The following is a 23954-nucleotide window of genomic DNA, read 5'->3' on the forward strand; positions in this document are numbered from 1 at the left end:
CCCCATCGGGAGGACCCGGTGACCGCCGTGCGGGAAGCCCCCGCGCAGGCCGGACCCACGCCTCCGGCGCGGACGGGGCAGTTGGCCGCGGCGGCGCGCTGGGCACGGCGCGCCCCGCTCCTGCCCGCCCTGATCTTCACGATCGTGGTCACCCAGCTGCCGTTCGTGGCCACGCTGGTGATCTCGCTGATGCGGTGGAACTCGCTGGACCCGGCCAACCGCGGGTTCGCGGGCCTGGACAACTACACCGCCGTGTTCACCGACCCCGACCTGCGCAGCGCCATCGGCGTCACGGCCCTGCTGACCGCGACCGTGGTGCTGGTCTGCCTGGTCCTCGGGCTGGGACTGGCCCTGTTGCTCGACCGGGGGTTCGCCGGGCGCGGTCTCGTGCGCACGATGCTCATCGCGCCGTTCCTGGTGGTGCCGGTCGCCGCCGCGCTGCTGTGGAAGCACGCGCTCTACAACCCCGAGTACGGCCTGCTCAACGGTGTGCTGACGTGGTTGTTCGGCGACGACGCGCCGCAGCCGGAGTGGATCAGCGGCATGCCGCTGATCGCGGTCGAGGCGGCGCTGGTGTGGCAGTGGACGCCGTTCATGATGCTGATCCTGCTGGCGGGCCTGCAGAGCCGCCCGCAGGACGCGGTCGAGGCCGCGCGCATCGACGGCGCCACGGCGTGGCAGGTCTTCCGCTACCTCACGCTGCCCCACCTGCGGCAGTACCTGGAGCTGGGCGCGCTGCTCGGCTCGATCTACGTCGTGCAGAACTTCGACGCCGTCTTCACCATCACGTCCGGCGGCCTCGGCACGGCCAACCTGCCCTACACGATCTACCAGACCTTCTACCAGGCGCACGACTACGGCCAGGCGTCCGCCGCGGGCGTGGTCGTGGTCATCGGCTCGATCGTCATCGCCACCTTCGCGTTGCGCGTCGTGTCGTCGTTGCTGCGTGAGGACGGCGGCCGAGCCGCGAACCGGACGGAGGCGAGGGCATGAGCAGGTTGCTCGGCTTGGCCGCGTGGGCCGCGGGCCTGCTGTTCTTCGCGCCGGTGGCGTGGATGGTCCTCACCTCCCTGCACAGCGAGCAGGACGCGGCGACCAACCCGCCGTCCCTGACCGCGCCCATCACGTTCGACGGCTACGCCGAGTTCTTCGACTCGGAGCCGTGGCCGCCGCTGATCAACTCGCTGAGCGCGTCGATCGGCTCGACCGTGCTCGTGCTGCTGCTGGCGATCCCGGCGGCGTACGCGCTCTCGATCAAGAAGGTCGACAAGTGGTCGGACGTGCTGTTCTTCTTCCTGTCCACCAAGATGCTGCCGGTCGTGGCCGGGCTGCTGCCGGTCTACCTGGTCGCCCAGCACACCGGGATGCTCGACAACATCTCGTTCCTGGTCGTGCTCTACACCTCGATGAACCTGCCGATCGCGGTGTGGCTGATGCGGTCGTTCCTGGCCGAGGTGCCGGGCGAGATCCTGGAGGCCGCCGCGCTGGACGGCGCGGGCCTGGTCACCACGCTGCGCCGGGTCGTCGCGCCGGTCGCCATGCCCGGCATCGCCGCGACCTCGTTGATCTGCTTCATCTTCAGCTGGAACGAGCTGCTGTTCGCCCGCGTGCTGACCGGCGTGGTCGCGGGCACCGCGCCGGTCTACCTCACCGGGTTCGTCACCAGCCAGGGCTTGTTCCTTGCCAAGGTGTGCGCCGCCGCCGTGGTGGTGTCGCTGCCGGTGCTCGTCGCCGGGTTCGCCGCCCAGGACAAGCTGGTCCAGGGCCTTTCTCTGGGAGCCGTGAAGTGAGAGCAGCCGTGATCACCGGTGTCGGCGCGGTGGAGGTCGCCGAGGTGTCGGACCCGAGGCCAGGCCCGCGCCAGGTCGTCGTGGACGTCGCGGCGTGCGGGCTGTGCGGCACCGACCTGCACATCCTGCAGGGCGAGTTCGCCCCGACGCTGCCGGTCGTGCCCGGGCACGAGTTCGCGGGCGTGGTCGTCGAGGTCGGCTCCGAGGTCGCCGAGGTGGCGGTCGGCGACCGGGTCGCGGTGGACCCGTCGCTGTACTGCCACGAGTGCCGGATGTGCCGGTCCGGGCGGAGCAACTTGTGCGAGCGGTGGGCCGCGATCGGCGTCACGACCGGTGGCGGCGCGGCCGAGTACGCGGTGGCGCCCGTGGCGAACTGCGTGAAGCTGCCCGACCACGTGCGGACCGAGGACGCGGCGCTGATCGAGCCGCTGTCGTGCGCCGTGCGCGGTTACGACGTGCTGCGGTCGCAGCTGGCCAGCCGGGTGCTGATCTACGGCTCGGGCACGATGGGCCTGATGATGCTGCAGCTCGGCAAGCTCACCGGCGCGTCGTCCATCGAGGTGGTCGACCTCAACCCGGACCGCCTGGCCACGGCCGCGCTGCTCGGCGTCACGGCCACCGCGACGTCGCCCGACGAGCTGGACCGGCCGCAGGGGTGGGACGTCGTCATCGACGCCACCGGCAACGAGAAGGCCATCCAAGACGGGCTCGGCCGGGTCGCGAAGGGCGGCACGTTCCTGCAGTTCGGCGTCTCCGACTACGCGGCGCGGGTGACCATCGACCCGTACCGCATCTACAACCAGGAGATCACGATCACCGGCTCGATGGCGGTGCTGCACTCGTTCGAACGCGCGGCCGACCTGTTCGCCACCGGCGTGCTCGACCCGGACGTGTTCATCAGCGACCGCCTGCCGCTGGCGGACTACGCCTCGGCGCTGGCGCGGTTCCAGGCGGGGCGTGGACGCAAGATCCAAGTGCTGCCGTGACGCGGCTCGGCCCCGGTCACGCGCACGTGACCGGGGCCGAGGCGGTGGGTGCTAGTTGTTCGCCGCGCGCCTGCGCAGCACGATCAGCAGGGCCGCGCCACCGCCGAGCAGGACGACGCCGATCACCAGCGGGATCGCGATGCTCGCGCCCGTGTTGGCCAGGCCGTCACCCGTGTCGGCCACCGGCACGACCTCGGGGGTCGTGGTCGTGGTGGCGGGCGCCGAGGACGGGGACTCCGTCGTGGTCGTCGTCGGCACGGTGGTGGTGCTCGGCTCGGTCGTCGTCGGCGGGAACGTGGTGGTGGTCAGCGACTTGGTGGTGGTGGTCGTCGGGACGACGCACGCCTCGACGGTCTTCGTCTCCTTGAAGGAGTACTGGGCGGAGTCGTGCGCGGTCACCTCGACCACGAACACGCGCTTGACGTCGCCGGTGGCGGAGTACGAGCCCTCGAAGCTCCTGCCGAAGTCCTTGTTCTCCAACTCCTCGTCGCCGTCAAGGGTGATCTTGACGCGGTTGGCCTTCTGCGAGGTGCTCTCGGCGTACTGCGTGAGCTTCACGCTGAGGGTTGTCGTGCCGTCCTGGCACTTCGCCTCCAGCTGGGGGGTGTGCGCGGAGGCGGGGACAGCGGCGAAGACGGTCGCGGCGACGGCGGCGACAGCGGCGCCGACCAGGGCACCGACTCTGGCGAACTGCATGTGAGGGCTCCTGAGGGAAGGGCTGAGGAGAACCGCGCCACCCTATCGGGGGGTTTATAACAACACGATTCGGGGTTCGGTAACTACTTTCCGTAGATCTGTGACCTAGCGCCGGAGCCGTCGCCGGAGGACGAAGAGCACCACGGTTCCGCCGCTGAGCAGCAGCACGCCGAGTACAAGGGGGACGGTCACGTCCGCGCCCGTGTCCGGCAGGCCGCTGTCGTTGGCGGCGGGCACCACCAGCGCCTTCCGTTGCGTGGTGGGCCAATCGAACGTCAACGGCGTGGTCGTCGTGGTGGTCGTCGTGGTCGTTTCGACGGGAGTCGCAGTCGTGACGGTCGTGGTGGTGACCGGGACCGCGGTGGTCGTAATCGTGGTCGTCGGCGTCACGCACGCGGGCACGGTCAATCGCCTCGTGAACGACCAGCCGCGTTCCCACCGGGGGTCGTCCCAAGCGCGCACGGTGACGGTGAAGACGTGCTCGACGGTTCCGGGCTCGGTGTAGGACTTCCGGAACGACTCGCGGAACCTGCCGTCCTCGACGGACCGCCCGTTGTCCTCGACGGTGACCGAATTGGACCGGCGGCCGTCGTACCGGGTGAGACCGACGGTGAGCACGGCGTTGCCGTCGAGGCACCCGGACTTGAGCGACGGGGTGTGCGCGGAGGCGGGGACGGCGGCCAGCAGGCCGGCGGACGCGACGGCCGCCGCGACGCAGAGTGATGCCCGGACGGCCCGTGCGAACTGCATGGTGGCTCCTGTGAACGGCGGTGGCGCGGCGGGGAACGCACACCCCTATACGGACGCCACGGGCCGAGCGTTCACATCGGAGCTTGGTCGATCCGGGTGACACCCGGCCACGGGGCGGCGTCGGCCATCAGGCCGATCATCCCCGAGACGAGGCGGAGCTGGTCCACGCCGCGGATGTCGGCCTCCACCAACCTCGGCGAGCACACCACGACCGCCACGGCCTGCGCCCGCGACAGGGCGACGTTCAACCGGTTGCGGGACAACAGGAAGTCCAGCCCGCGCGGCAGGTCGACGGCGGCCGACGAGGTCATCGTGGTGATCACCACGGGCGCTTCCTGGCCCTGGAACCGGTCCACGGTGCCGACCCGCACGTGCTCGTAGCCGTGCTTCTCCAGCTCGCGCCGCACCAAGCGCACCTGGAGGTTGTACGGCGCCACCACCAGGATGTCGGAGTCGTCCAACGCCCGCGCGTCCGGCCCGTCGGTCCACATGCGACCCATCAGCGACCGCACCACGCCCACGACCGCGTCCGCCTCCTCGATGGACGACGTGGTGTTGTGCGAGTGGGGCACCGAGTGCACGTAGACGCCCGACGGCACGCCGTCGATCCCGCGTGCGGCGGCGCTGGGGTGCGCGTGCAGGAGTCCGGCGTAGGACAGGTTCGAGACCGGCGCGCACACGGCCGGGTGCATGCGCCGCGTCTGGTCCAGGAAGTAGCCGAGCTCCGGCGGGATCACGTCGGCGTCGCCGATCAGGTGCCCCAGCGCCGACGCCTCCGCGCCCGCGGGGTGCGTGCCCTGCACGACCTGCGGCAACTGCTGCGGATCGCCCAGCAGCACGAGGTTGCGCGCGCACGTCGACACGGCCAGCGCGTCGGCCAGCGCGAACTGGCCCGCCTCGTCCACGATCAGCACGTCGAACGGCTGCTCGCGCAACGCCGCGTTGGCGAACGTCCACGCAGTGCCGCCGACCAGGTGCCCGCCGCCCTGGTCGTTGCGCCACCGCACCAGCGCCGGGTTGTCGCGTGGCTGCTCCCACGAGCAGTCCTTCACGGGCGCGCCCTTCGCGCGCTTGGCCGTGGGGATCGGCACCCCCAGCTCACGACCCGCCGCCAGGGCCGCGCTCAGCACGTTCTCCACGGCCTTGTGGCTGGTGGACGTGACGCCGACGCTGCGACCGCCGCGGATCAGGTGCGCGATCAGCCGTCCCGCCAGGTAGGTCTTGCCCGCGCCGGGCGGACCCTGCACGGCGAGCGTGGAGCCGGCCAACGCGTCCACCGCCGCGATCACGTCGGCGATCAGGTCGTCGCTCCTGGGCAGCGCGCCGGTCCTCAGGCGCGGCGGCGTGCGGCGGACCAGGTCGATGCCGGGGTGCGGCGGGAGCGCCGGCAGTTCGTCCACGACCGAGCGCGCCAGCTCGTAGACCGCCTCGTCCTTCGGCTTCGGCTGGACCGGGCTGCCGGGCAGGACCGCGACGGGCTGCTCACCGTGCACGTCGTCGGGCGCGACGCTCTCCAGGACCACCACGTCCTCGGCCGACTCGGCGAGCACCACGGCGTCCCGGGTCACGTTCGCGGGCTTGCCGGGGTAGAGCAGGCGGACCTGGTCGCCCTTCGCGAACGGGTGCGGCCGGTCCGGGTCGCACCACACCCGCACCTCGCGCTTGGCCTTGCGGACGCGTCCGGACGGCATCGCCCAGTCCTGCGCCCGCACCGACACCGGCACCGCGCAGGCGCTGTCGGACTCCAGCTCGGACAGCGGCGCGGCCATCTGGCGGAAGAAGTCCCACCACGCCGGGTTCGTCTCGCGCCGGTGGTAGCCGACGGCGGCGGCGAGCAGCGCGCGTGCCCGTTCGTCGTCGCCGGCCTCGGCCGGGTTGTCCGGCAGACCCTCCAGCAGCGGGTCGACGACGGCGGCGAGGCGTTCGGCGCGCTCGGCCCGGCATTGGGCGGCGAGCTCGTCCTCGATCTCCTCGGTGAACGACGGCTCCGGCACGTGCGGCTCGATGCCCGCCTCCGCGCGCACCTCCAGCAGGAACCGGTAGAGCCGCAGCGTGGAGACGCAGTCGTAGGTGTTGTAGTCGGCGATGCCGGTGAGCACGTCCTCGGCGCGTGCCGGGTCGACGTCGCGCAGGGCCAGGAACTCCTCGTACGCCTCGATGCTGGACACGGCCGTGGTCACGTCGCCCCCGCGCGCCTCCGGCATGTAGAGCGGCTCGAGGTACTTGATCGAGTACGACCGCTGGGACACGCGCAGGGCCTTGCGGACGACGGCGTAGAGGTCGACCAGCGCGCCGGAGCGCAGCAGGTGGTCGACGGCGTCCTCGCGCGTGCCGTGCAGGGCGGCGAGCCTCTTGAGCGCGTTCACCTCGTACGGCGCGTAGTGGTAGACGTGCGCGTCCGGGTGATCTTGCAGCGTTCGGGTGGCGTGGTCGACGAACCGCTCGAACGCGGCCTTCTCCTGCGGGCGGGTGTGCGCCCAGAACGGAGTGAAGCGCTCGGCTTCGTCGACCACGCCGAACAGGTACTCCAGGCCTTCGCCGTCGAGCGCGAACGGGTCGCCCTCCATGTCGAAGAACAGGTCGCCGCTGCTCGGGACTGGCAGCGTGGCCAGGGCTTCCGGCGCGACGACCTCGTAGGCGACCTTGCCGGTCGGGTCGTCGTCGGTGCGGGAGTCGTCCTGGATGACCTGGAGCGCGGCCTGGGCGCGCAGGCCGGTGAACGTGGCGGCGGACATCGTCGCGGGGCGGTCGGCGCGGGTGGCGTTGGCGAGGGCGTCGATCGTGCCGAGGCCGGCGGCGACGAGCTTGCGGCGCTGGTCGGTGCGGATGCCGGCGACCAGCGAGAGGTCGCGGTCCCGTTCCCGGCCGGTGGCGCAGTGCCTGCCGAAGCGGCACGTGGCGCACGCCGGGCGTTCGTCGTCCCAGAGGCGTTCGGGCAGGGAGGGCGGTGCGGCGAGGCGTGCCTTCAGGCGGGTCTGGAGGTCGCGGACCAGCGGGAGGAAGTCGGCGACCTGGAACGTCTTGGTGGTGCCGTCGCCGAGCAGGAGGTGCATGGCGGGGCCGGCGTGGTCGCGCAGGGCGTTGGCGTAGGCGGTGAGCTGGACGACGGCGGCGGGGGTGGCGTGCCGGGCGAGCTTGGCGTCGTGCGGCTCGTAGCCGCGGTCGGTGGCGACGAGGAAGTCGGCGCGGCCGTGGAAGCCGTCGGCGTAGAAGACGGCCTGGTAGATCACCGGCGCGCGGGCCGTCATCGCCCGTGCGGTCAGCTCGGCGGCTTGGGTGAGGGCCGCGTGGGTCGGCGCGGGTTGGGGGATCTCGACGACGTCGTGCTCGGCGCGGAACTTCGCGAGCACCGCCTGCTCGTGCGCGTGGCCGTGCCGGGTGGCGAGGGTGTTCGGCGACGGGTCCGGCACGGGTGCGCCGGGCAGGCCCGCGGCGAGCGCCAGCGAGAGCCGGGCGCGGTGGTCGCACTCCAACAGGTCCACCAGGTCCGCCGGGGAGTGCACCAGGTGGCCGTCGGCGGTGAGCATGGCGGGCAGTATCGCGGCCGGACCCGTGAACCGGGCGGACCGCGCACGGCGAGTCGCCGGACTGCCGCCTCCGCCACCCGGCCCGCGTCGCGCGTCCTGAGCGTTCAACTCGGGGTACCTGAACGTAGGACACACCCGACCTGAGCGTTCGACACACGCGCGTGTCGAACGCTCAGGACCCGCGTGTCGAACGTTCGGGGCCGGTGAGTTCTGCGTTCGGGGTGGGGTTCAGGTTTGGGGGAGGGGGCCGTTGGCGGCTTGCCAGCGGGCTTGGTGGGCGGCGGCTTCGGCGGCGGCCACGGCTTCGGCGGCCGGGGGCAGGGGTTCGGCGCACCAGGCGCGCAGCACGGTGGCCAGCTCGGTGACGAAACGGGTGCCGGTCGGGGTCAGCTCGTCGCCGGCCAGCAGCGTCTCGGCGGTGGTCAGCGCCGCTGAACGCCAGCGCGCGTACTCGACCCGCGCGGCGGGGCCCGGGCGGGCACGCCAGAAGCCGGCCACGCCCAGGTGCGCGTAGGTGCCGTGCAGCAGACCGGCCGCCGGCCGCGGGTCTTCCCGCCACGGCGCGTAGAACCGGGCCTCACTGCCGGGCTTGACCAGCGCGAACAGGTCCATCAACGCCACCAGCTTGCTGTGCTGCGCCTCGTGCGCGAGCGTCACGGCCAACGTCTCGGCGTCCGGCGTCGGCGACAGGAACACGCACCCGAACGCGTCGGCCAACGTCGCGCTGCTCGTGCCCGTCGGCGACGACGGCATCGGCGTCAGCACCGACACGACCTCGGTGAACTCCGCGGCGACCGCCGGGTGGTCCCGGGTCAGCAGGTCCCACGCCGAGCCGAGCGCGTCGCGCCACCGCGGCAGGTCGACCGACGCCGCCACCGGCAGCTCGGCGGGCACGCCGCCACCGGCCCACAGGTCCACCTGGAGGGAGTGCGCGCCCAAGCGGATCTCCGGCAACGGCTCGTAAGCCAACCCCGGACCCACCACCACGCCCAGTGACGGCAGCGAGAAGACCTCCACCGGCGGGAACTCCAGGTCCACCGCCACACCCGCGCGCACCGCCGCCGCGGCGGCGGTGAACGCCAGCTCCGCCGGCCGCGCCTCGTCGCCCCGACGCATCGCCAACGCCGTCCGCGTGGCCCAAGCGCCGACCGACGGGTGGTCGAGCACCCGGTCCACCGCCGCCGGCGCCACCCGCGCCGCCTCACGCAGCAGCGCGAACGCCTCCCGCGCCGCCGGGTCCGCCGCGATGGACCTGATCATCAGCAGCGTCCTGCTGCGCCGCGCCAGCCGCAACGTGCGCACCGCCGCACCACCACCGCCACGCGCGAGGGCGGCGAAGTCCGACGCGGAAACCCGGAACGGCCCGACCGTCACGCGAGCGCCGCCAGGTCCGCCGCCACGCGCGACCGCACGTGCCCGATCAGCCGCACCAGGTCCGGGCAGTACACCGACGGCCGGTCGAACCCGGCGCCCTCCAGGAACCGGTGCGCCCGCAGCCCGCCGCCGCACGCCGACACCACCGGGCACCGCCGGCACTGCTGCGACAACCCGGCCAACCCCGAACGGCCGGCGCGCACGTCCGGCAGGTCCAACGCCGCGTCGAACGGGTCGCGCGCCACGTGCAGCCCGGTCGCCGAGGCCGCCGGCGAGGACGACGCCAGGATGTCCGAAGCCTCGATCGTGCCGTCGGTCTCCACCACCACCTGGGCCGACGGGCTCAACCCGATCCCCTCCACCCCGGAACGCCCGCCGAGCAGCACCGCCAGCAGCTCCTCGAACAGCCGCACGCGCGTCAGCGGCCGGCCGTACCAGACGTCGAACACGGCGATCAGCCACTCCGCGTACGGCGTCGAGACGGCGTCCGCGACGCGTCCCGGCGGCGGCGCCGACCAGTTGCCGTGCGGCAGCAGGAAATCCACCGCGGGCGGCGAGAACCCCAGCAACGACTCGTAGACGCGCACCGGGTCTTCACCCACGTCCACCACGCACAGCAGACCGCCGTACACCGCCGGGAACGACCGCAGCGACGTCAACGCCGCCCGCACCGCCGCCCAACTGCCGCCGCCGTCCGGCCGAACGCGGTGCCGGTCGTGCGCTTCCGGCGTGCCGTCCACGCTCACCCCCACCCGGACGCCGTGCGCGGAGAACAGCTCCAGGAATTCCCGGTCCAGCAATGTCGCGTTCGTCTGCACGGTGAACCGCACCGGCACGGGCACGACCGAGCGGAACCGCGTGATCAGCGACTCGATCGCGGCACGTCCGGCGAGCAGCGGCTCACCGCCGTGCAACACGACTTCGACTTCGGACAACCCGTGTGCCCGCACGTGTTCCGCCACCCGTTCGGCGGTGTGCGCGACGATCCCGGGCGACATCACCCTCGGCCGGGAACGCCACCGCTGGTCGGCCAGTTCGTAGACGTAGCAGTAGTCGCACGCCAGGTTGCACCTGCTGTGCACCTTGAGCACGAACTGGCGGAACGGCAACCCATTCCCCGAGTTCACCGTCACCACCCCCGACATTCCCCACACCACAAGCAAACTCGAGACCCCACCAGCAATCAAACACAGCGCGCCGCCCGCTACCTCCGCCAATCGGAGGATTCCCGACGGTGACCGTTGTCGTTCACTACGATGGGAAGTGCGCCGTCGGCGTTCGCCGGCAATCAGGCGGCTGCGGTGAAACCCGCAGCATTGCGGTGAGGGGGTAGGTCGGACATGACTTCCGAACCCGTCCTGGAGTCCGAACTCCTGGACGTCACTGGCGTGGACCTGGCCCGGTTGGCGGAGCTGCCGGACACCGCGCTGCGCGCCGCGCTGCACCGGATCCTCGCGGAGAACGCCGAGCTGCCCAACCGGTTCGCGGCCTTCGAGAGCTCCTTGTGACCGTGACTGCTGCCGTTCGGGTGAAACGCGGCTGAGTCGCGGGCGCGCGGCCCGCGCAACCGGTATTCCCAAGTCCCCCCGCCGCTCTGGAGCAGCAGATGAGCACCCCGCGCACCACACCGGGCCCCTCCGGGGTCACCGCCTTCCTGTCGGCGACCGGGGGGACCGGCCGCACCAGCGCGGTGGCGAACCTGGCGTGGGCGTTGGCCGCGGCCGGGCAACGGGTCCTGGTCGTGGACTGGGGTTCCGAGGTGCCGCGGGTGCGCGAGTATCTGGAGCCGTTCCTGGTGGCCCGCCTCGGGCTGCCGGACGCGTTGGGCCGCGGGCTGCTGACCGCGTACCGGGCGGACCCGCTGCGCGAGGACGACCCGGCGCCCGTCGTGGAGCGGTTCGCGCCGCCGGCGGGCGACGTCACGGTCCCCGGCCACATCGACGTGGTGTCGCCGATACCGGTCGACGCGGCGGGCCGACCGCAGCCCGAGACCAGGCACGGTGACGCGGGCGCGATCGCCGAGCTGCGCGCGCGACTGGCGGAGTCCGACTACGACCAGGTGCTGATCGACGCGCCGACCGGCGCGGGCGACGAGTCGCTGACGCTGATCGCGACGCTGTGCGAGCTGGCCGTGGTGTGCTTCCGCCCGCGTCCCCGGGCCATCGCCGACGCGGCGGACCTGGCCGCGCGGCTGCGCAAGCGCGCGCCGATCCGGATCGACGTGGTGCCGGTGGCGACGTTGTTCGACGACGCCGACGAGTTGTCGCGGGCGCAGCGCATCCGGTCCGCGATCCGCGCCGCGTTCGCCGAACTGCTGGCCGGGCAGGCGAAGCGGGTGCCCGACGGCGGCACGATCGAGATCCCCTACCGCCCGTTCGACGCGTTCGACCCGCTGCTGGCGATCCTGGTGGAGGAGCCGACCAGCGGCGGCGCGCTGGAGGCCCAGTACGGCAGGCTGGCCGCGGCGGTCACCGGCGGCGCGGTGACCGAGGTGGTCCCGGTGTCGCCGGTGCTGCGCGCCCGCTACCGGCGGGTGTTCGGGCTGACGTCGACCACCGCGCCGGACCGCGTGGTCCTCGTGCACGCGCCGCGCGACCGGCCCTGGGCGGACTGGGTGCGCGGCCTGCTGGAACGCGCGGGCGCGCAGGTGTCCCGGTTGTCCGAGGCGCGCGGGTGGTTCGAGGCCGACGTGCCGCCGGGCGTGCTGATCCTCTCGTCGCCGCACCTGGGCCCGGTGGAGCTGCCCGCGCTGCCGCTGACCGTGCTGCGGCTGCGGTTGTCCGACGACGGGCCCGCGGACGGCGGGCTGGACGTGCACGACCACACCCCGGAGACGTTGAGCGCCCGGCTGCTCGGCCACTTCGGCCTGATCGACCGGCCGGGCACGGTGCACGAGCCGGGCATGCGGGTGCCGGGCAGCGACCCGGCCGTGTTCGAGCTGCCGCCGCGCCACCCCGGCTTCGTCGGCCGGGACGAGGACCTGGAGGCGTTGCGCGACCAGTTCGCGGCGGCCGGCGACGGTCGCGCGGTGGTGACGGTGAACGGCGTGCCCGGCGTCGGCAAGAGCGAGTTGGCGCTGGAGTACGCCTACCGGTTCTCCTCGGACTACGCGGCGGTGTGGTGGCTGTCCGCGCACGACCGGCAGTCGGTGCTGAGCGGCCTGGCCGAGCTGGCGGTCCGGCTGCGCCAGCCGGGCTCGACCGACTACGGCACGCTGTCCGCGCTGGAACGGCTGTCGAACGACCCGGCGTACGCGCGGTTCCTGCTGGTCTACGACAACGCCGACGACCCGGACGCGCTCGCCGGCCTGTTACCGGGCGGCGCCACCGGGCACGTGCTGATCACGTCCGGACCGGTGGACCGCCAGGCCGTCGAGCTGGTGCCGATGCGCGCCGAGGACAGCGTGCGCCTGCTGCTGGACCGCGTGCCGGGGCTGACCGCGGAGGACGCGGGCCGGGTCGCGGAGGCCGTCGACCACCTGCCGCTGGCGCTGGACCTGGCGTCGTCCTGGCTCGGCGAGACGGCGCGGACCGAGGTCGCCGCGGGCTCCCGGGACGCCGACGCCGCCACCTGGGCCACGCGCACCCTGTTCGAACGCCTGGGCCGGTCCGAACTGGACGGCGTGGCGCGGGTCGTCGACGTCGCGGTGGACGCGTTGCGGGACAACGGGGTCGGCCGGTTGGCGGTGCTGGTCGCGGAGCTGTGCGCGTTCCTCTCGCCGGAGGGCGCGAACCTGGGCCTGGTGCGCTCGCCCGCGTTCCTCGGCCGGGTGATCGCGGCGGGCGGCGTGGACGCCGAGCCGCTGGAGCTGGACGCCGCCGAGATCGACCGGGTGCTCTGGTACGGCGCGCGGTACGGGCTGTTCCGCGTCGACTGGGGCGACCAGTACTCGCTGCGCCTGCACCGCGTGGTGCAGCGAGCGCTGCGCGACCGGATGACCCAGGCCGAGCGCGAGGAACGGCGGGCCGACGTGCTGCGGGCGTTGGCCGCGTTGGCGCCGACCGAGGTGGAGGACAACTCGCCGACCCGGCACGCCCGGTTCGCCGAGCTGCAGAAGCACGTCGTCGGGTCCGGGGCGCTGGCCAGCGACGACCCGAAGGTGCGCCGCTGGCTGGTCAACCAGGTGCGGTTCCTGTTCACCGACGGCGGCGCGGGCGTGCGCCGGGCCGCGCTCGAACCGGGCCGCGCCCTGCTGGACGCGTGGACCCGGAGGTTCGGCCCGGCCGACCCGCTGCGCAACCGGCTGGCCACCGAGCTGGCCAACGTGCACCGCGTGCTCGGCGACCCGGCCGAGGCGCTGCGGCTGGACGACCTGGCGCTGGCCCAGCAGCGGCGCGCGCTCGACCTCACCCACCCGCGCCCGCTGATCACGGCTCGCGGCCGGGGCGGCGACCTGCGAGGGCTCGGCCTGTTCGCCGAGGCGCTGGCCGAGGACCAGGCCACCTGGGAGAGCCTGCGCTCGGTGCTCGGCGAGGACCACCCGGACACCCGCCGCGCGGCGAACAACCTGGCGTCCTCGATGTTCCTGTCCGGTGACGCGGCGGGCGCGCTCGCGCTGGAGGAGGACAACTACCGCAGGCGACGGCGGCTGTTCGGCACGGGCGACTCGCGGACCTGGGCGACCCTCGCGCAGATCGGCCTGTACCAGCGGGAACTGGGCCGCTACCCGGAGGCGCTGGACTCGCTGCTGTACGCGTCGCAGCAGTTGCAGGCGCTGCGGCACGAGCTGAACCAGGTGCAGATCGGCGTGCAGTGGAACCGCGCCATCGCGTTGCGCCTGGTCGGGCGGGCCAAGGAAGCCAAGGAGCGCACCGGCAAGGCGTTGCGGGACTACCGCGAGGTCCTCGGCCCGCACCACCCGTACACGCTGGGCTGCGCGTTGAGCTTCGCCGCCGACCACCGCCGCGTCGGCGTCGACCCCGAGCTGGCCGTCGAACTCGCGCGCACCGCGCTGGACGGCTTCCAGCAGCACGTCGGGCTGCGCGACGACCACCCGTTCGTGGCGCTGTGCAAGCTCGGCTCCGGGCTGGCGCTGCGCGCGGCGGGCGACCCGGCCGGCGCGGTGAGCCACGTGGGGGCCGCGTCGCGGACGTTGCGCGCACGACTCGGCGACACGCACCCGTGGACGCTGGCGGCGGCCATCGACGAGGCACGGGTGCACGCCGCGGCCGGGAACGCGGACCGGGCCGCCGAACTGATCGCCGAGGCGCACACCGACTGCCTGGAGTTCCTGGGGCACGATCACCCGCACACCGCCGCGGCGGCGCACAACCTGCGGCTCGCGGCGCACCCGACCGACCAGGACTGGCGGGAGTGCGATGTCGACATCCCGCACACCTGAGCGCGCAGGAGGGAGCGGCGTGGAGCTGCACGAGGAGCAGGCCGAGCACGTCGGCCCGGAGTTCGACCTGGCCAAGCGGGCGTGCCGGGCGGCGATCGAGGAGACACCCGCGCTGCACTACCTCGCGCACTACAGCAGCGGCGTGTTCGACTTCGGCGTCGACGCCCTCGGCGACCCGCCGCCCGTGCCGGACGCGCTGCCCGGCGGCACCCGCCGCGAGGAGCTCAAGCGGCTGGGCAGGCACCTCACGTTCCAGGTCGCCACGCTGGACCGGGCGTTGCAGGAGGTGCGCACGGGCCGGCTGATCCGCACCGTGCTGCACACCGAGGAGGGCGCGCTGTTCTGCGACTCCGTCGTGCCGACCGAGCACGTGGTCGGCCTGGTGCTGGACCACGCGGGCGCCGGGCCGCTGTTCGGCCACCCCGCCGTGGACGAGGCGGACCGGGCGGTGGCCGGGCTCGCCACCCGGCTGCGCGGCCAGCTCAGCCTCGGCTCGCTCAACCCCGGGGGCTGGGAGAGCGCGGCGGACGTCACGCCGCTGCCGGTGCGCGCCGCCGTGGGCGCGCACGTGACGGCGGGGGAGGGGCCGCTGACCGCGTGCCTGGCGGCGGTGCGGCCGGAGGACCTGCACCTGGTCGCGCACGTCGTCGGCGGCGAGGTGCGGGCGATGGTCGACTGCCTGGGCGACCCGTCGCTTGCGCCGTTCTTCAAGCAGGTCACGGTGGAGGCGCGGCGCCGGTTCTACCACGGGTTCGTGCAGGAGCTCGGCGCGTTGACGACGAAGCTGAACCGGGCCGTGAGCCCCGTCGTCGGGGGACTGATGGCCCGGCTCGTGCTCGACGTCGAGATGGGCGCGATCTACTACTACCGGTTGCGCGCCGGTGAATACCTCGTGGGCGTGACGATCGACCAGGCGCGGGTGCGAGCGGCGGATGATCGAATGTCCGCTTTGGCCGAAGAACTCACTCCAATCGGTCCTTGAACGCTCATCCACCCGTGCCTACCGTGGAATGGTGACGCCCGTGATCCGTTCGGCCGCGCTCCTCTCGGCCCTTGGCGCGGGCTGGCTCTGCGCATGGCAGTTCGGACTCCGCGAAGTCGACCGCTCGCCGGTCTACGGGTATTTCATCACCGCATTGCTCGGATTCGGTTTGTACGCGAGCACCAGCGGGATCGTGATCGCGGAATTCCGCAGGCAGCTCCGCACGGTCGTGCTGGCCGTCACGATCGGTGTGCTGGCGAAGGTCGCGCTGATCTTCGGCGTGATGTTCTTCGCGTTCCGCGACCCGGCGTACCTGGTCCTCGCGGTGGCGGTGGCGCAGATCGACCCGCTGTCGGTCGCCGCGATGCACGCGAAGTCGCGGATGTCGGACTCGGCGAAGGCGCTGCTGTCGGCGTGGGCGTCGTTCGACGACCCGATCACCGTGCTGCTCACGGTCTACCTCACCGCGTTCGCGCTCCAGGGCGGTGCGGTCGGCGGCGTGGGGACGTTCGCGGTCAACCTGGTGCTGAACCTGGCGTTGGCCGGGGTGGCGTTCATGCTGTGGACGCTGGTGCGCCGGCGGGTGCGGCGGGCCGAGGCCGGTGGCCGTGCGGTCCGGTACGCGGTGCGCGCGGTGATGGTGGTGGCGGTGCTGGCCATCGGGTTCGTCGCGGTGCAGTACTCGCTGCTGCTCGCGTTGGCGCTGCTGGGCCTGTTCTTCCGGCCGAACCTGGGCCGGTGGGTGGACGGGCTGGCGCAGGCGGGCATGGTCCTGGCCCTCGCCGCGGTCGGGTTGGTGCTGGCCGCCGAGTTCAGCTGGGTGCTGGCCGGTGTCGGCGCGGTGCTCGGCGTGGCGGCGTTCGGCGCGCAGGCCGTGGTGGCGTTCGCGCTGACGGCGCCGAAGCGGTGGCGCGGCGACCGGGTGCGGCTGGCGCTGGGCCAGCAGAACGGGCTGACCGCGATCATCCTGGCGCTGCTGCTGGAACCGACGTTCCCGGGCGCCATCGCCGTGGTCGCGCCCGCCGTCGTCGTGGTGAACCTGCTGCACGCCGTCGCGAACGGCGCGTACGACCGCGTGGCGGCCCGCCCGGCTCCGGCTCCGGCTCCGGTGCCCGCGCGAGCGCCGAAGCGCGTGCCGCGGGTGCCGCTCAAGCCCGCGACCGCGCCGCAGGCGACCCCCGCCTACCGGGTCAAGCCCACACCCTGAGCGTTCACCTCACACGTCCCGAACGTAGGACACGCCCGAGAGTCCTACGTTCACGCCGCGCGTGTCGTACGTTCAGAACGCGCGTGTCCCACGTTCAGGTACCCCGAGTTGAACGTTCGGGTCACGCCGGGGACGAGCGGAAGACCGCGCGGCGCACGCGAGGGCTCAGGTTGCGCAACGCCTCGTGCACGCGGGCGCGGCGCGAGCCCTGGCCCACCTCCGCCACCAGGCCACCCGCCCGCGCCGACCACGGCGGCAGCTTGAACAGCGGGTCCAGCAGGAACAGCGGCAGGAACTCCACGATCCCGTCGTAGATGCCGCACAGCTCCTCCAGCCGGTCCTGCGCGTCGGCGTCCTCGGCCGACTGGTACCACTGCGACACCGCCGCCCGGAACGCCTGCACGGCCTTGCGCATGAACTCCGCCTGCGCCGCGGCCTGGGTGAACTCCGGCGTCCGCAGCCGCCGGTGCACGGCCTCCTGCGTGGCCGTCGGCGCGTGGTCGAACGCCTCCTCGAACATCACGTCGACCTGCGTCAGGTCCTCCAACGCGTCCGCAGCGTCCCGGAACAGCCGCTCCACCTCGCCGGGCAGCCTGCCCGGCGCCGCCTCCGCCGCACGGCCCGGCGTGCCGCCCGCCAGCGCGCCGAGCTGCCGCTGGATCGCGCCGAGCTGCCGGTCCGACGACGCCCGCACGCCGTCCATGTGCTCGGCCAGGTGCTCGATGAACCCGTAGATGCTTGACTGCTGCTTGGCCAGCTGGTCCATCCGCCACCGCAGCGCCGACAACGGGTCCGCGTCGCCGGCCGGCCGCCGTCCCGTCGCGCTCACCAGCGCCTTGAAGTCGTCGGCGAACGTCCGGTCGACGTACACCAGCGGCTCGCGGCCGAGCAGTTCCCGCAGCTGGATCGCCACGCCGTCCGCCACCACGCCGTTGACCAGCAGGATCAGCTCGGCGTCCGGCTCGGCCTCGCGCACCGCCGAGATCCGCCGCCGCACCACGCCGAGGTCCGCGTTCTCCAGCAGCGACCGGGTGATCAGCACGGCGCAGCCGGTCGTGTGCTCGGGGAAGGTGACCCAGAAGTCCGCCAGCGAGTCCTCGGCCGTGCCGAGCAGGTGCCGGTGCAGGTAGTCCAGGCCGTTCGCGTCGAGCAGCCGGCGCACCACGCCGTCGATGTCGTCCGAGCTCAGCGACCCGAACAGGTCGCGTGCCGCCTGCCGCACCATGTCCTCGGTGACGGCGAACTCGTGGCCGGGCGCGCGGGACAGGTCGTCGGCCATCCGGAACACCCGGTGGCACAGCCGGATCACGTTGCGCGCGTTGCCCCGGGCGAGGTCGCGCAGGTACCGCGTGGTGTCGACGGTGAACGGCGCCAGCTGCCGCGTGCCGAACGCCTGCTCCTGCGCCAGCTCGACGAACTCGCGCACCTCGCCCTGGCTGAGCCCCGACATCACCACCGTGTACGGGATGCGCTGCCGCACCGCCTGCGGCAGGACGGACTTGAAGTCCGGCAGCCCGCACAGCACCAGGCACGCGCCTGCCTTGGCGAACACCTGCAACAACGTCTGGAACGCGGCCATGGTCCGGGCCTGCGGCCTGCTGTCGGCGGAGAAGATCTTGTCCAGCTCGTCGACCGCCAGCACGAACCGCCGCTGCCTGCCGCCGAACAGCAGGGCGAACACGCCCATCGCCTCCAGCGCGGCCACCTCGCTGTCGATCGGCGTGTCGATGCCGCGCTCCACCAGCACCTGGTCCGGCGCGCCGCCGAGCAGCCACGACCACACCGAGTGCTCGAACCCCGGCCGCAGCAGCAGGGTGAGCGCGGTGCCGAAGTCCTTGTTGTTGGTCACCTCGCGCAGCGTGTCCTGGACCTTGCGCAGCAACGCGCTCTCCATCAGGCCCAGCCGTTCGACGACCTCCTGCGGCTCCAGCTGCCTGCTGCCGAGCCACTCCAGCATGTCGCTGGTCAGGCCGCTGCTCTGCAACGAGTCCGCGACGATGTCCGCGTAGTACTCGCTGACCTGCGCGCGCACGCCCTCGCGGCCGAGCTTCTGCATGAACCGCCGGTACAGCTCGATGAAGCTCTCCGCGGTCGCGTCCAGGTACAGCGCGTGCGTCGGGTCGGCCAGCACCTGCCGGGCGTGCCGGACCAGCCGCACGGCGAGGTGCGTCTTGCCCGTGCCGTAGTCGCCGAGCACGGCCACCACGGTGCCGGTGCGGTCACGGCCGCCGCGCGCGGGCGGCGCGTCCAGGTAGGAGGTGAGGTGCGCGAGCGCCTGCCGCGTCGCGTCGGTGGTGATCGCCACGTCGACCGAGTCGGGGTCGGCGTCGAAGTCCGTGATCCGGGCGACCGCCATCGGCGAGAAGGGGTTCTTCCGCGAGGGCGGGAGATCGCTGCGGTCGCTCATGGCCCATTCACCGGTCCATTCCGGGACTTCGTGTTCAAGAACGCCCTGATGTCCTCGACGGTCACCAGATCGGCCTCGGTGTAGCCTAGTCCCGTTTCACGTTTGTGTTCGTACGTGCCATGTAAGAATCTCTGCAGCATGGCGACCGATTGGCAGTGCTTCGCCACCAATTCGATCGCGTCATCACTCATCCGGGGATAACTTCCCGCTCCCGCGTGACGTGACAGCCGGTCTTCGGCGAATCGCTGCGCGTCACCGGTGTCGAGCGGACCGACGTGCAGGGTGATCGGCGGGACCCAGGTCTCCAGTTGGCGCACGACGTCGGCCACCTCGGCCGCGCCCAGGTACGCGGATTCGGTCAGGAACAGCACTTTCGCGCTGTTGAGCGTCCGGGCGTAGCGGATCACCTCGTCCACCAGCTCGTTCGGGCTCGGCAGCAGCACGATCAGCGCGACGTCCTCGCGCAGCGCCTGGCCGAGGCGGGGGAACACGCGGCGCGGCACGTCCCGGACCGCGTCCAGCCGGTCCTCGCTCTCCTGGCGCAGCGCGCCGTCGTCCACGAGCAGGTCGAACATCCGGTCGCACACCTCGGCGGTGCGCTGGTCGATGGACAGCTCCTGGTCGGTCGGCAGGCAGCCGGTGAGGTCGAGCACGAGGCCGCGCATGTCCCGCCGCGCGAGTTCGCCGGCGACCCAGTCCGCGCACCGGTTGACCAACGCGGTCTTGCCGCACCCGGACTCTCCGGTGACCAGCGCCAGGCGGCCGTACTCCAGCAGCACGCCGAGGTCGCCCATCTCCTGCCGGAACTGGTCGAACGCCTCTTCGGTGCCGTCGACGGGCACGTAGTAGTCGCGGTGCGCCGGCCGGTGCCACGGGCGCAGCGGGCGCATCGGCGTGCTCTCCCAGCCCGGCAGCGGGAACGGGTTGACGCGGGGCGCGGTCACCACGACGTCACCGACCCGGTCACGCGCGGCAGTGCGGCGGCTCGACCGGCCCGCCCGCCGTCCATGCCCACCCCCGTCGCCTCGCGGCGGCCTAGCGAAAGCTTCAGCCTACCGACGGAGAGTCGCACACGGGCGCGGTTCCGTTAACCGACTCGCCCCGTTCGGCCCATTCACGTTGGTGCCGGCGGGAATGCGCGGGACGGTCGCGGTCGACGCTGAGGTGAACAGGTGCGGCGAACGGGCTCACCAGGGCGCGGGCGCGTAGTCCTTCAGGAAGCAGCCGTACAGGTCCTCGCCGAGCTCGCCGCGCACGATCGGGTCGTACACCCTGGCCGCGCCGTCGACGAGGTCCAGCGGCGCGTGGAAACCCTCGGCGGCCAGCCGCATCTTGGTCGGGTGCGGCCGTTCGTCGGTGATCCAGCCCGTGTCGACGGCGGTCATGAGGATGCCGTCCTCGGTCAGCATCTCCTCCGCGCTGGTGCGGGTCAGCATGTTCAACGCGGCCTTGGCCATGTTCGTGTGCGGGTGGCCGGGGCCCTTGTAGGCGCGGCTGAACTGACCTTCCATCGCCGAGACGTTCACCACGTACTTGCGGCGCGCGGGCGAGGCGGCCATCGCCGGGCGCAGCCGGGAGATCAGGATGAACGGCGCGGTGCTGTTGCACAGCTGCACCTCCAGCAGCTCCACCGGGTCGACCTCGTTCACCCGCTGCACCCAGCTGTTGACCGCCGCCTCGTCGGGCACCAGGCCGCCCGCGTCGATCTCCTTGGACCCGGCGGTCAGCGCCAGCGCCGTGACCGCGGGGATCGTGTCGGCCAACGTGCCCGCCAACGCCACCGGGTGCGCGGACATGGTGTGCCCGAACGTCACCAGTTCGGGCAGGGGACCGGATGGCAGCGCTGCCGACTCGGCCGCCACCAGCGGCGCGTAGGCGTTCGACGAGCGGCGCACGGTCTGCGCGGCGTTGTTGATCAGGATGTCCAGCGGCCCGGCGGCGGCCACCGAGTCGGCCAGCTGCACGACCTGGGCCGGGTCCCGCAGGTCGATGCCGACCACGCGGAGCCGGTGCAGCCAGTCGGCGCTGTCGGGCATGGACGCGAACCGGCGCACCGCGTCGCGCGGGAACCGGGTGGTGATGGTGGTGTGCGCGCCGTCGCGGAGCAGCCGCAGCGCGATGTACATGCCGATCTTGGCCCGGCCGCCGGTGAGCAGGGCGCGCTTGCCGGTCAGGTCCGCGCCCTGGTCGCGCTTGGCCCGGTTCAACGCCGCGCAGTCCGGGCACAGCTGGTGGTAGAACGCGTCCACCTCGGTGTACCGCTTCTTGCACGTGTAGCAGGACCGGGCGCGCAGCAGGGTGCCCGCCTTCGCGCCGGGTTCCGGCTCGCGCAGCAGCACGCCGCGGGTCTCGTCGTCGATGCGGGACGGCGAGCCGGTCGCGGTCGCCTCGATGACGGCGCGGTCGGCGGCCGTGACCGAGGCGCGGCGGTCGGCCTTGCGGCGCTTGCGGAGGTTCTTCCAGATGCCGGCGGTGGCCCGGCGGACGGCTACCGCGTCGGGGTGCTCGGTGTCCAGTTCGTCCACTTGGGCGAGCACCCTTAGGGCGATTTCCAGTTCGGCGGGGTCAATCGACACGTCCAGCACTCTACCTGCGGTGAAATCCGACCTCGGACGGGTGAAATTCACGTGAGCCACCGCTAGGGTGCCCGGCATGCCTACAGCGGGTACCGGCCCACGGGTGCGGCGACTGGCCCATCCCGACGCCGACATCCGGGCACGCGCCCTCGGTCTGCCCCGCGGTCGCCCGGTCCTGGCGGTGTTCGGCTCCGCCGACGCCCTGCGCACCGACCTGGCCGCCGCCGTGCTCCCGGTGCTGCGCGTGGTGCTCGCGGCGGCGGCCAGGGCGGACGCGGTCGTGGTCACGGCGGGCGCCGACGTGGGCGTCACGCACCTGGTCGGCCTGGCCGCCGAGTCGTTGGACGGCCGGTGGCCGCGGCTGGTCGGCGTCGCGCCGTCCGGTCGGGTGGCCGCGGAGGACGCGGAGCCCGCGGACGGTGAGGTACGGCTCAACGTGAACCACGACACGGCGGTGCTCGTGCCGGGGTCGAAGTGGGGCGGGGAACTGCCCGCGCTGTTCCGCGCGGTGGACGCCGTCACCGGGTCGAAGCGCTCGGCGCTCGCGCTGCTGATCGGCGGTGGCGAGGTCGCGCGGGCCGCCCTGGTCGACCACCTGGGCCGCGACCGGCCGCTGCTGGTGCTCGCGGGCACGGGAGGGTTGGCCGACGAGATCGCGGGCGGCAGTCCTCGGATCGCTCCGGCCACCCCCGCTCTCGTCACCTCCGGCACCGTCACGCCCGGCACCGCCCCGGCCGATGCCGAGGTCGCGCGCGTCACGGGCGCTGCCGACAAGGTCACGGTCGCCGGGATCGCGGGCGTCGAGGGCGCTGCCGCCGAGGTCGTCGCCGTCGAGAGCGGGACCGGGAGCGCGACGGGCGCCTCCGCTCCCTTCCCCGCCGCGTCCGTTCCCACCGCACCCGCGCCGACCCCCGTCGCGTCCCCGGCGCAGGCCGCTGCCCCCGACCGCGACGACGACCTCGCCGTGCTCGTCCGCAGCGGCCAGGTCGCCGTGGTGCACCTGGACGAAGGCGCGGACAAGGTGTCGGCCGTGGTGCGGCGGGTGTTGGGCAACCGGCCCGGCGCCAAGCTGCACGCCGACGTGCCGCCGCCCGCCGTGTGGCCGCGGGTGCCGTTCCGGGCGCCCGAGCCGCACCCCGTGATCGACCCCGGCTACGTGCTCGACTACCCGCTGCTCGCCGACGCGATCCACGAGGCGAACCAGGTGGTGGCCCCCGTGCTGCACGAGTGCGAGGTCGCGGCCCTCCGGTCGCGCGAACGCGCCCGCCTGCTGGTGGTGCTCGCGATCGCCGCCGGCTTCTTCGCCACCGTGTCCGCCGCGTTGCAGGTCTGGCTCCGGGACGTGCCGTGGCCCGGTGTGCTGCTGGCCGTGTCCGGCGCGGCGGCGGCCGTGCTCGCGGTCGTGGCGCGGTCCGGCGAGGACCCCGACGCCAAGGTCCGGGCCGAGCGGCTGCGCGCCTTGTACTTCGACCACCTGGCCGCACCACCCGCCGCCGACGACGCCGAGCGCGACGAGCGCGCCCGCGAGTTGGCGACGGCCGTGGCGCGGCTCCGGCACGAATCGGTGAGCCGCACATGACCAGCGCCGGATCGTCGGCCCGGCCGACGGTGGTCCACGACCACCGCGAGCAGTTCCTCCGCGCCTACCTGCGCCACCGGGTCGGCGAACGGCTCGCCGGGTTCGAGCAGGCCCAGGCCCGCTACACCGCCGCACGGCGGTGGACCACGAGCCTGTCGGTGCTGCTGTTCACCGCCGCGGCGGCGTTGGGCGCGGTGGCCGTCGCCGATGACGGGCGGCGCGCGCTGTGGGCGTTCCTCGCGACGGTCGCGGCGGCGCTGGCCACGGCGATCACGGTGTACGAGGCGGCGTTCTCGTTCCGCGCGCTGTCCCGCCGGTCCGCGAGCGGCGTGGCGTTGCTGCACCTGCTCCAGGCGCACGGCGCGCCCGAGGGCGAGGACGGCGTCAACGCGTTCCGCACGGAGGTGGAGAGCGTGCTCCGGCACGCGGACCGGTAATCGGCTGGTACTGCGGGGTTTCGCGTTCCCGAAGGACGAGCGGGCCGCGCCGGCGGGCGCCGCGCGGGCCGGGCGACAGCCTGCCCGAACCCTCCGACCTGCGGTACGACCGGGTCGGGCGCGCGCCGGCCGAGGCCGACGGGGAACCGGTGACCGAACTCGTCGCGCGCTCGTGGCGAACGTGCGCGCTCGAGCGTGTGGCCGCCGCGCACCTTGGTCGATAGTTTCTGGCGGTGGGCCGTTCGGTGGCAATGGTTTTCCGCCCCGGCGTGCCGTGGCGACAACCTCCGGCGGCCACGCCG

17 protein-coding genes and 1 pseudogene are annotated in these 23954 nt (G+C 73.1%); 10 read left to right on the forward strand and 8 right to left on the reverse strand.

Annotated elements, in window-relative coordinates; translation table 11 throughout:
• The first annotated feature begins 18 nt into the window (after positions 1 to 18).
• The 3 genes from AB0H12_RS34245 to AB0H12_RS34255 are packed head-to-tail and all read left to right on the forward strand — an operon-like array spanning position 19 to position 2776.
• The gene (locus AB0H12_RS34245) at positions 19 to 993 is read left to right on the forward strand and encodes a carbohydrate ABC transporter permease (RefSeq protein ID WP_499628545.1); all 975 of its coding nucleotides are present in this window, start codon (positions 19 to 21) and stop codon (positions 991 to 993) included.
• Positions 990 to 1790, forward strand: a complete 801-nt coding sequence (locus AB0H12_RS34250; protein ID WP_499628546.1) for a carbohydrate ABC transporter permease — start codon at positions 990 to 992, stop codon at positions 1788 to 1790. Before AB0H12_RS34245 ends, AB0H12_RS34250 begins: the two co-directional genes overlap by 4 nt.
• Positions 1787 to 2776, forward strand: coding sequence for a zinc-dependent alcohol dehydrogenase family protein (locus AB0H12_RS34255; protein WP_499628547.1), 990 nt, complete (start codon positions 1787 to 1789; stop codon positions 2774 to 2776). The genes AB0H12_RS34250 and AB0H12_RS34255 overlap by 4 nt, the downstream gene beginning before the upstream one ends.
• Before the next feature lie 51 nt (positions 2777 to 2827).
• Here AB0H12_RS34255 and AB0H12_RS34260 read toward each other — a convergent pair whose 3' ends face one another.
• The 5 genes from AB0H12_RS34260 to AB0H12_RS34280 all read right to left on the reverse strand — a co-directional run bounded on the left by AB0H12_RS34260 (position 2828) and on the right by AB0H12_RS34280 (position 10268).
• Positions 2828 to 3472: a hypothetical protein gene (locus AB0H12_RS34260; RefSeq protein ID WP_499628548.1), complete on the reverse strand. Its 645-nt coding sequence runs from the start codon at positions 3470 to 3472 to the stop codon at positions 2828 to 2830.
• A gap of 105 nt (positions 3473 to 3577) precedes the next feature.
• The gene (locus tag AB0H12_RS34265; RefSeq protein WP_499628549.1) at positions 3578 to 4222 is read right to left on the reverse strand and encodes an LPXTG cell wall anchor domain-containing protein; all 645 of its coding nucleotides are present in this window, start codon (positions 4220 to 4222) and stop codon (positions 3578 to 3580) included.
• A gap of 71 nt (positions 4223 to 4293) precedes the next feature.
• On the reverse strand, positions 4294 to 7749 hold the full coding sequence (locus AB0H12_RS34270; RefSeq protein WP_499628550.1) for a TM0106 family RecB-like putative nuclease: 3456 nt from the start codon (positions 7747 to 7749) through the stop codon (positions 4294 to 4296).
• A 228-nt stretch (positions 7750 to 7977) separates the two neighbouring features.
• The gene (locus AB0H12_RS34275) at positions 7978 to 9123 is read right to left on the reverse strand and encodes an aKG-HExxH-type peptide beta-hydroxylase (protein ID WP_499628551.1); all 1146 of its coding nucleotides are present in this window, start codon (positions 9121 to 9123) and stop codon (positions 7978 to 7980) included.
• Positions 9120 to 10268 (reverse strand): FxsB family cyclophane-forming radical SAM/SPASM peptide maturase, encoded by a 1149-nt coding sequence (locus tag AB0H12_RS34280; RefSeq protein ID WP_499628552.1) that lies wholly within the window; start codon positions 10266 to 10268, stop codon positions 9120 to 9122. Before AB0H12_RS34280 ends, AB0H12_RS34275 begins: the two co-directional genes overlap by 4 nt.
• 195 nt (positions 10269 to 10463) lie before the next feature.
• Here AB0H12_RS34280 and fxsA point away from each other — a divergent pair, with 195 nt between their 5' ends.
• The 5 genes and pseudogenes from fxsA (at position 10464) to AB0H12_RS34305 (ending at position 16653) form a co-directional block, all read left to right on the forward strand.
• Complete coding sequence (fxsA, locus tag AB0H12_RS34285; RefSeq protein ID WP_063797885.1) at positions 10464 to 10631, forward strand: FxSxx-COOH cyclophane-containing RiPP peptide; 168 nt, start codon at positions 10464 to 10466, stop codon at positions 10629 to 10631.
• A 98-nt stretch (positions 10632 to 10729) separates the two neighbouring features.
• Positions 10730 to 10864: pseudogene (locus tag AB0H12_RS34290) on the forward strand (cellulose synthase operon protein YhjQ/BcsQ); the annotation flags it as partial.
• A gap of 1071 nt (positions 10865 to 11935) precedes the next feature.
• Positions 11936 to 14464: an FxSxx-COOH system tetratricopeptide repeat protein gene (gene fxsT / locus AB0H12_RS34295; protein WP_499628571.1), complete on the forward strand. Its 2529-nt coding sequence runs from the start codon at positions 11936 to 11938 to the stop codon at positions 14462 to 14464.
• Positions 14465 to 14483: 19 nt separating this feature from the next.
• Positions 14484 to 15446: a hypothetical protein gene (locus AB0H12_RS34300; RefSeq protein ID WP_499628553.1), complete on the forward strand. Its 963-nt coding sequence runs from the start codon at positions 14484 to 14486 to the stop codon at positions 15444 to 15446.
• A 154-nt stretch (positions 15447 to 15600) separates the two neighbouring features.
• Positions 15601 to 16653, forward strand: coding sequence for a hypothetical protein (locus tag AB0H12_RS34305; protein ID WP_499628554.1), 1053 nt, complete (start codon positions 15601 to 15603; stop codon positions 16651 to 16653).
• Between the two features lie 121 nt (positions 16654 to 16774).
• Here AB0H12_RS34305 and AB0H12_RS34310 read toward each other — a convergent pair whose 3' ends face one another.
• The 3 genes from AB0H12_RS34310 to AB0H12_RS34320 all read right to left on the reverse strand — a co-directional run bounded on the left by AB0H12_RS34310 (position 16775) and on the right by AB0H12_RS34320 (position 21636).
• A complete protein-coding gene (locus AB0H12_RS34310) occupies positions 16775 to 19060 on the reverse strand; it encodes a hypothetical protein (RefSeq protein WP_499628555.1) in 2286 nt (761 codons plus the stop codon).
• Positions 19057 to 20004, reverse strand: a complete 948-nt coding sequence (locus AB0H12_RS34315) for a hypothetical protein (protein WP_499628556.1) — start codon at positions 20002 to 20004, stop codon at positions 19057 to 19059. The genes AB0H12_RS34310 and AB0H12_RS34315 overlap by 4 nt, the downstream gene beginning before the upstream one ends.
• A 243-nt stretch (positions 20005 to 20247) precedes the next feature.
• Complete coding sequence (locus tag AB0H12_RS34320; RefSeq protein WP_499628557.1) at positions 20248 to 21636, reverse strand: SDR family NAD(P)-dependent oxidoreductase; 1389 nt, start codon at positions 21634 to 21636, stop codon at positions 20248 to 20250.
• A 76-nt stretch (positions 21637 to 21712) separates the two neighbouring features.
• Here AB0H12_RS34320 and AB0H12_RS34325 point away from each other — a divergent pair, with 76 nt between their 5' ends.
• A complete protein-coding gene (locus AB0H12_RS34325) occupies positions 21713 to 23215 on the forward strand; it encodes a hypothetical protein (protein ID WP_499628558.1) in 1503 nt (500 codons plus the stop codon).
• Positions 23212 to 23652, forward strand: a complete 441-nt coding sequence (locus AB0H12_RS34330; protein WP_499628559.1) for a hypothetical protein — start codon at positions 23212 to 23214, stop codon at positions 23650 to 23652. The genes AB0H12_RS34325 and AB0H12_RS34330 overlap by 4 nt, the downstream gene beginning before the upstream one ends.
• Positions 23653 to 23954: the final 302 nt, after the last annotated feature.

Origin of the sequence: Actinosynnema sp. NPDC023794, from assembly GCF_040639675.1 — a bacterium.
Taxonomy (GTDB): domain Bacteria; phylum Actinomycetota; class Actinomycetes; order Mycobacteriales; family Pseudonocardiaceae; genus Actinosynnema; species Actinosynnema luteola.

Coding starts and splice junctions, on each gene's coding strand:
- AB0H12_RS34250 (WP_499628546.1), top strand. CDS start 990: ATGAGCAGGTTGCTCGGCTTGGCCGCGTGGGCCGCGGGCCTGCTGTTC.
- AB0H12_RS34260 (WP_499628548.1), bottom strand. CDS start 3,472: ATGCAGTTCGCCAGAGTCGGTGCCCTGGTCGGCGCCGCTGTCGCCGCC.
- AB0H12_RS34265 (WP_499628549.1), bottom strand. CDS start 4,222: ATGCAGTTCGCACGGGCCGTCCGGGCATCACTCTGCGTCGCGGCGGCC.
- AB0H12_RS34270 (WP_499628550.1), bottom strand. CDS start 7,749: ATGCTCACCGCCGACGGCCACCTGGTGCACTCCCCGGCGGACCTGGTG.
- AB0H12_RS34280 (WP_499628552.1), bottom strand. CDS start 10,268: ATGTCGGGGGTGGTGACGGTGAACTCGGGGAATGGGTTGCCGTTCCGC.
- fxsA (WP_063797885.1), top strand. CDS start 10,464: ATGACTTCCGAACCCGTCCTGGAGTCCGAACTCCTGGACGTCACTGGC.
- AB0H12_RS34310 (WP_499628555.1), bottom strand. CDS start 19,060: ATGAGCGACCGCAGCGATCTCCCGCCCTCGCGGAAGAACCCCTTCTCG.
- AB0H12_RS34325 (WP_499628558.1), top strand. CDS start 21,713: ATGCCTACAGCGGGTACCGGCCCACGGGTGCGGCGACTGGCCCATCCC.
- AB0H12_RS34330 (WP_499628559.1), top strand. CDS start 23,212: ATGACCAGCGCCGGATCGTCGGCCCGGCCGACGGTGGTCCACGACCAC.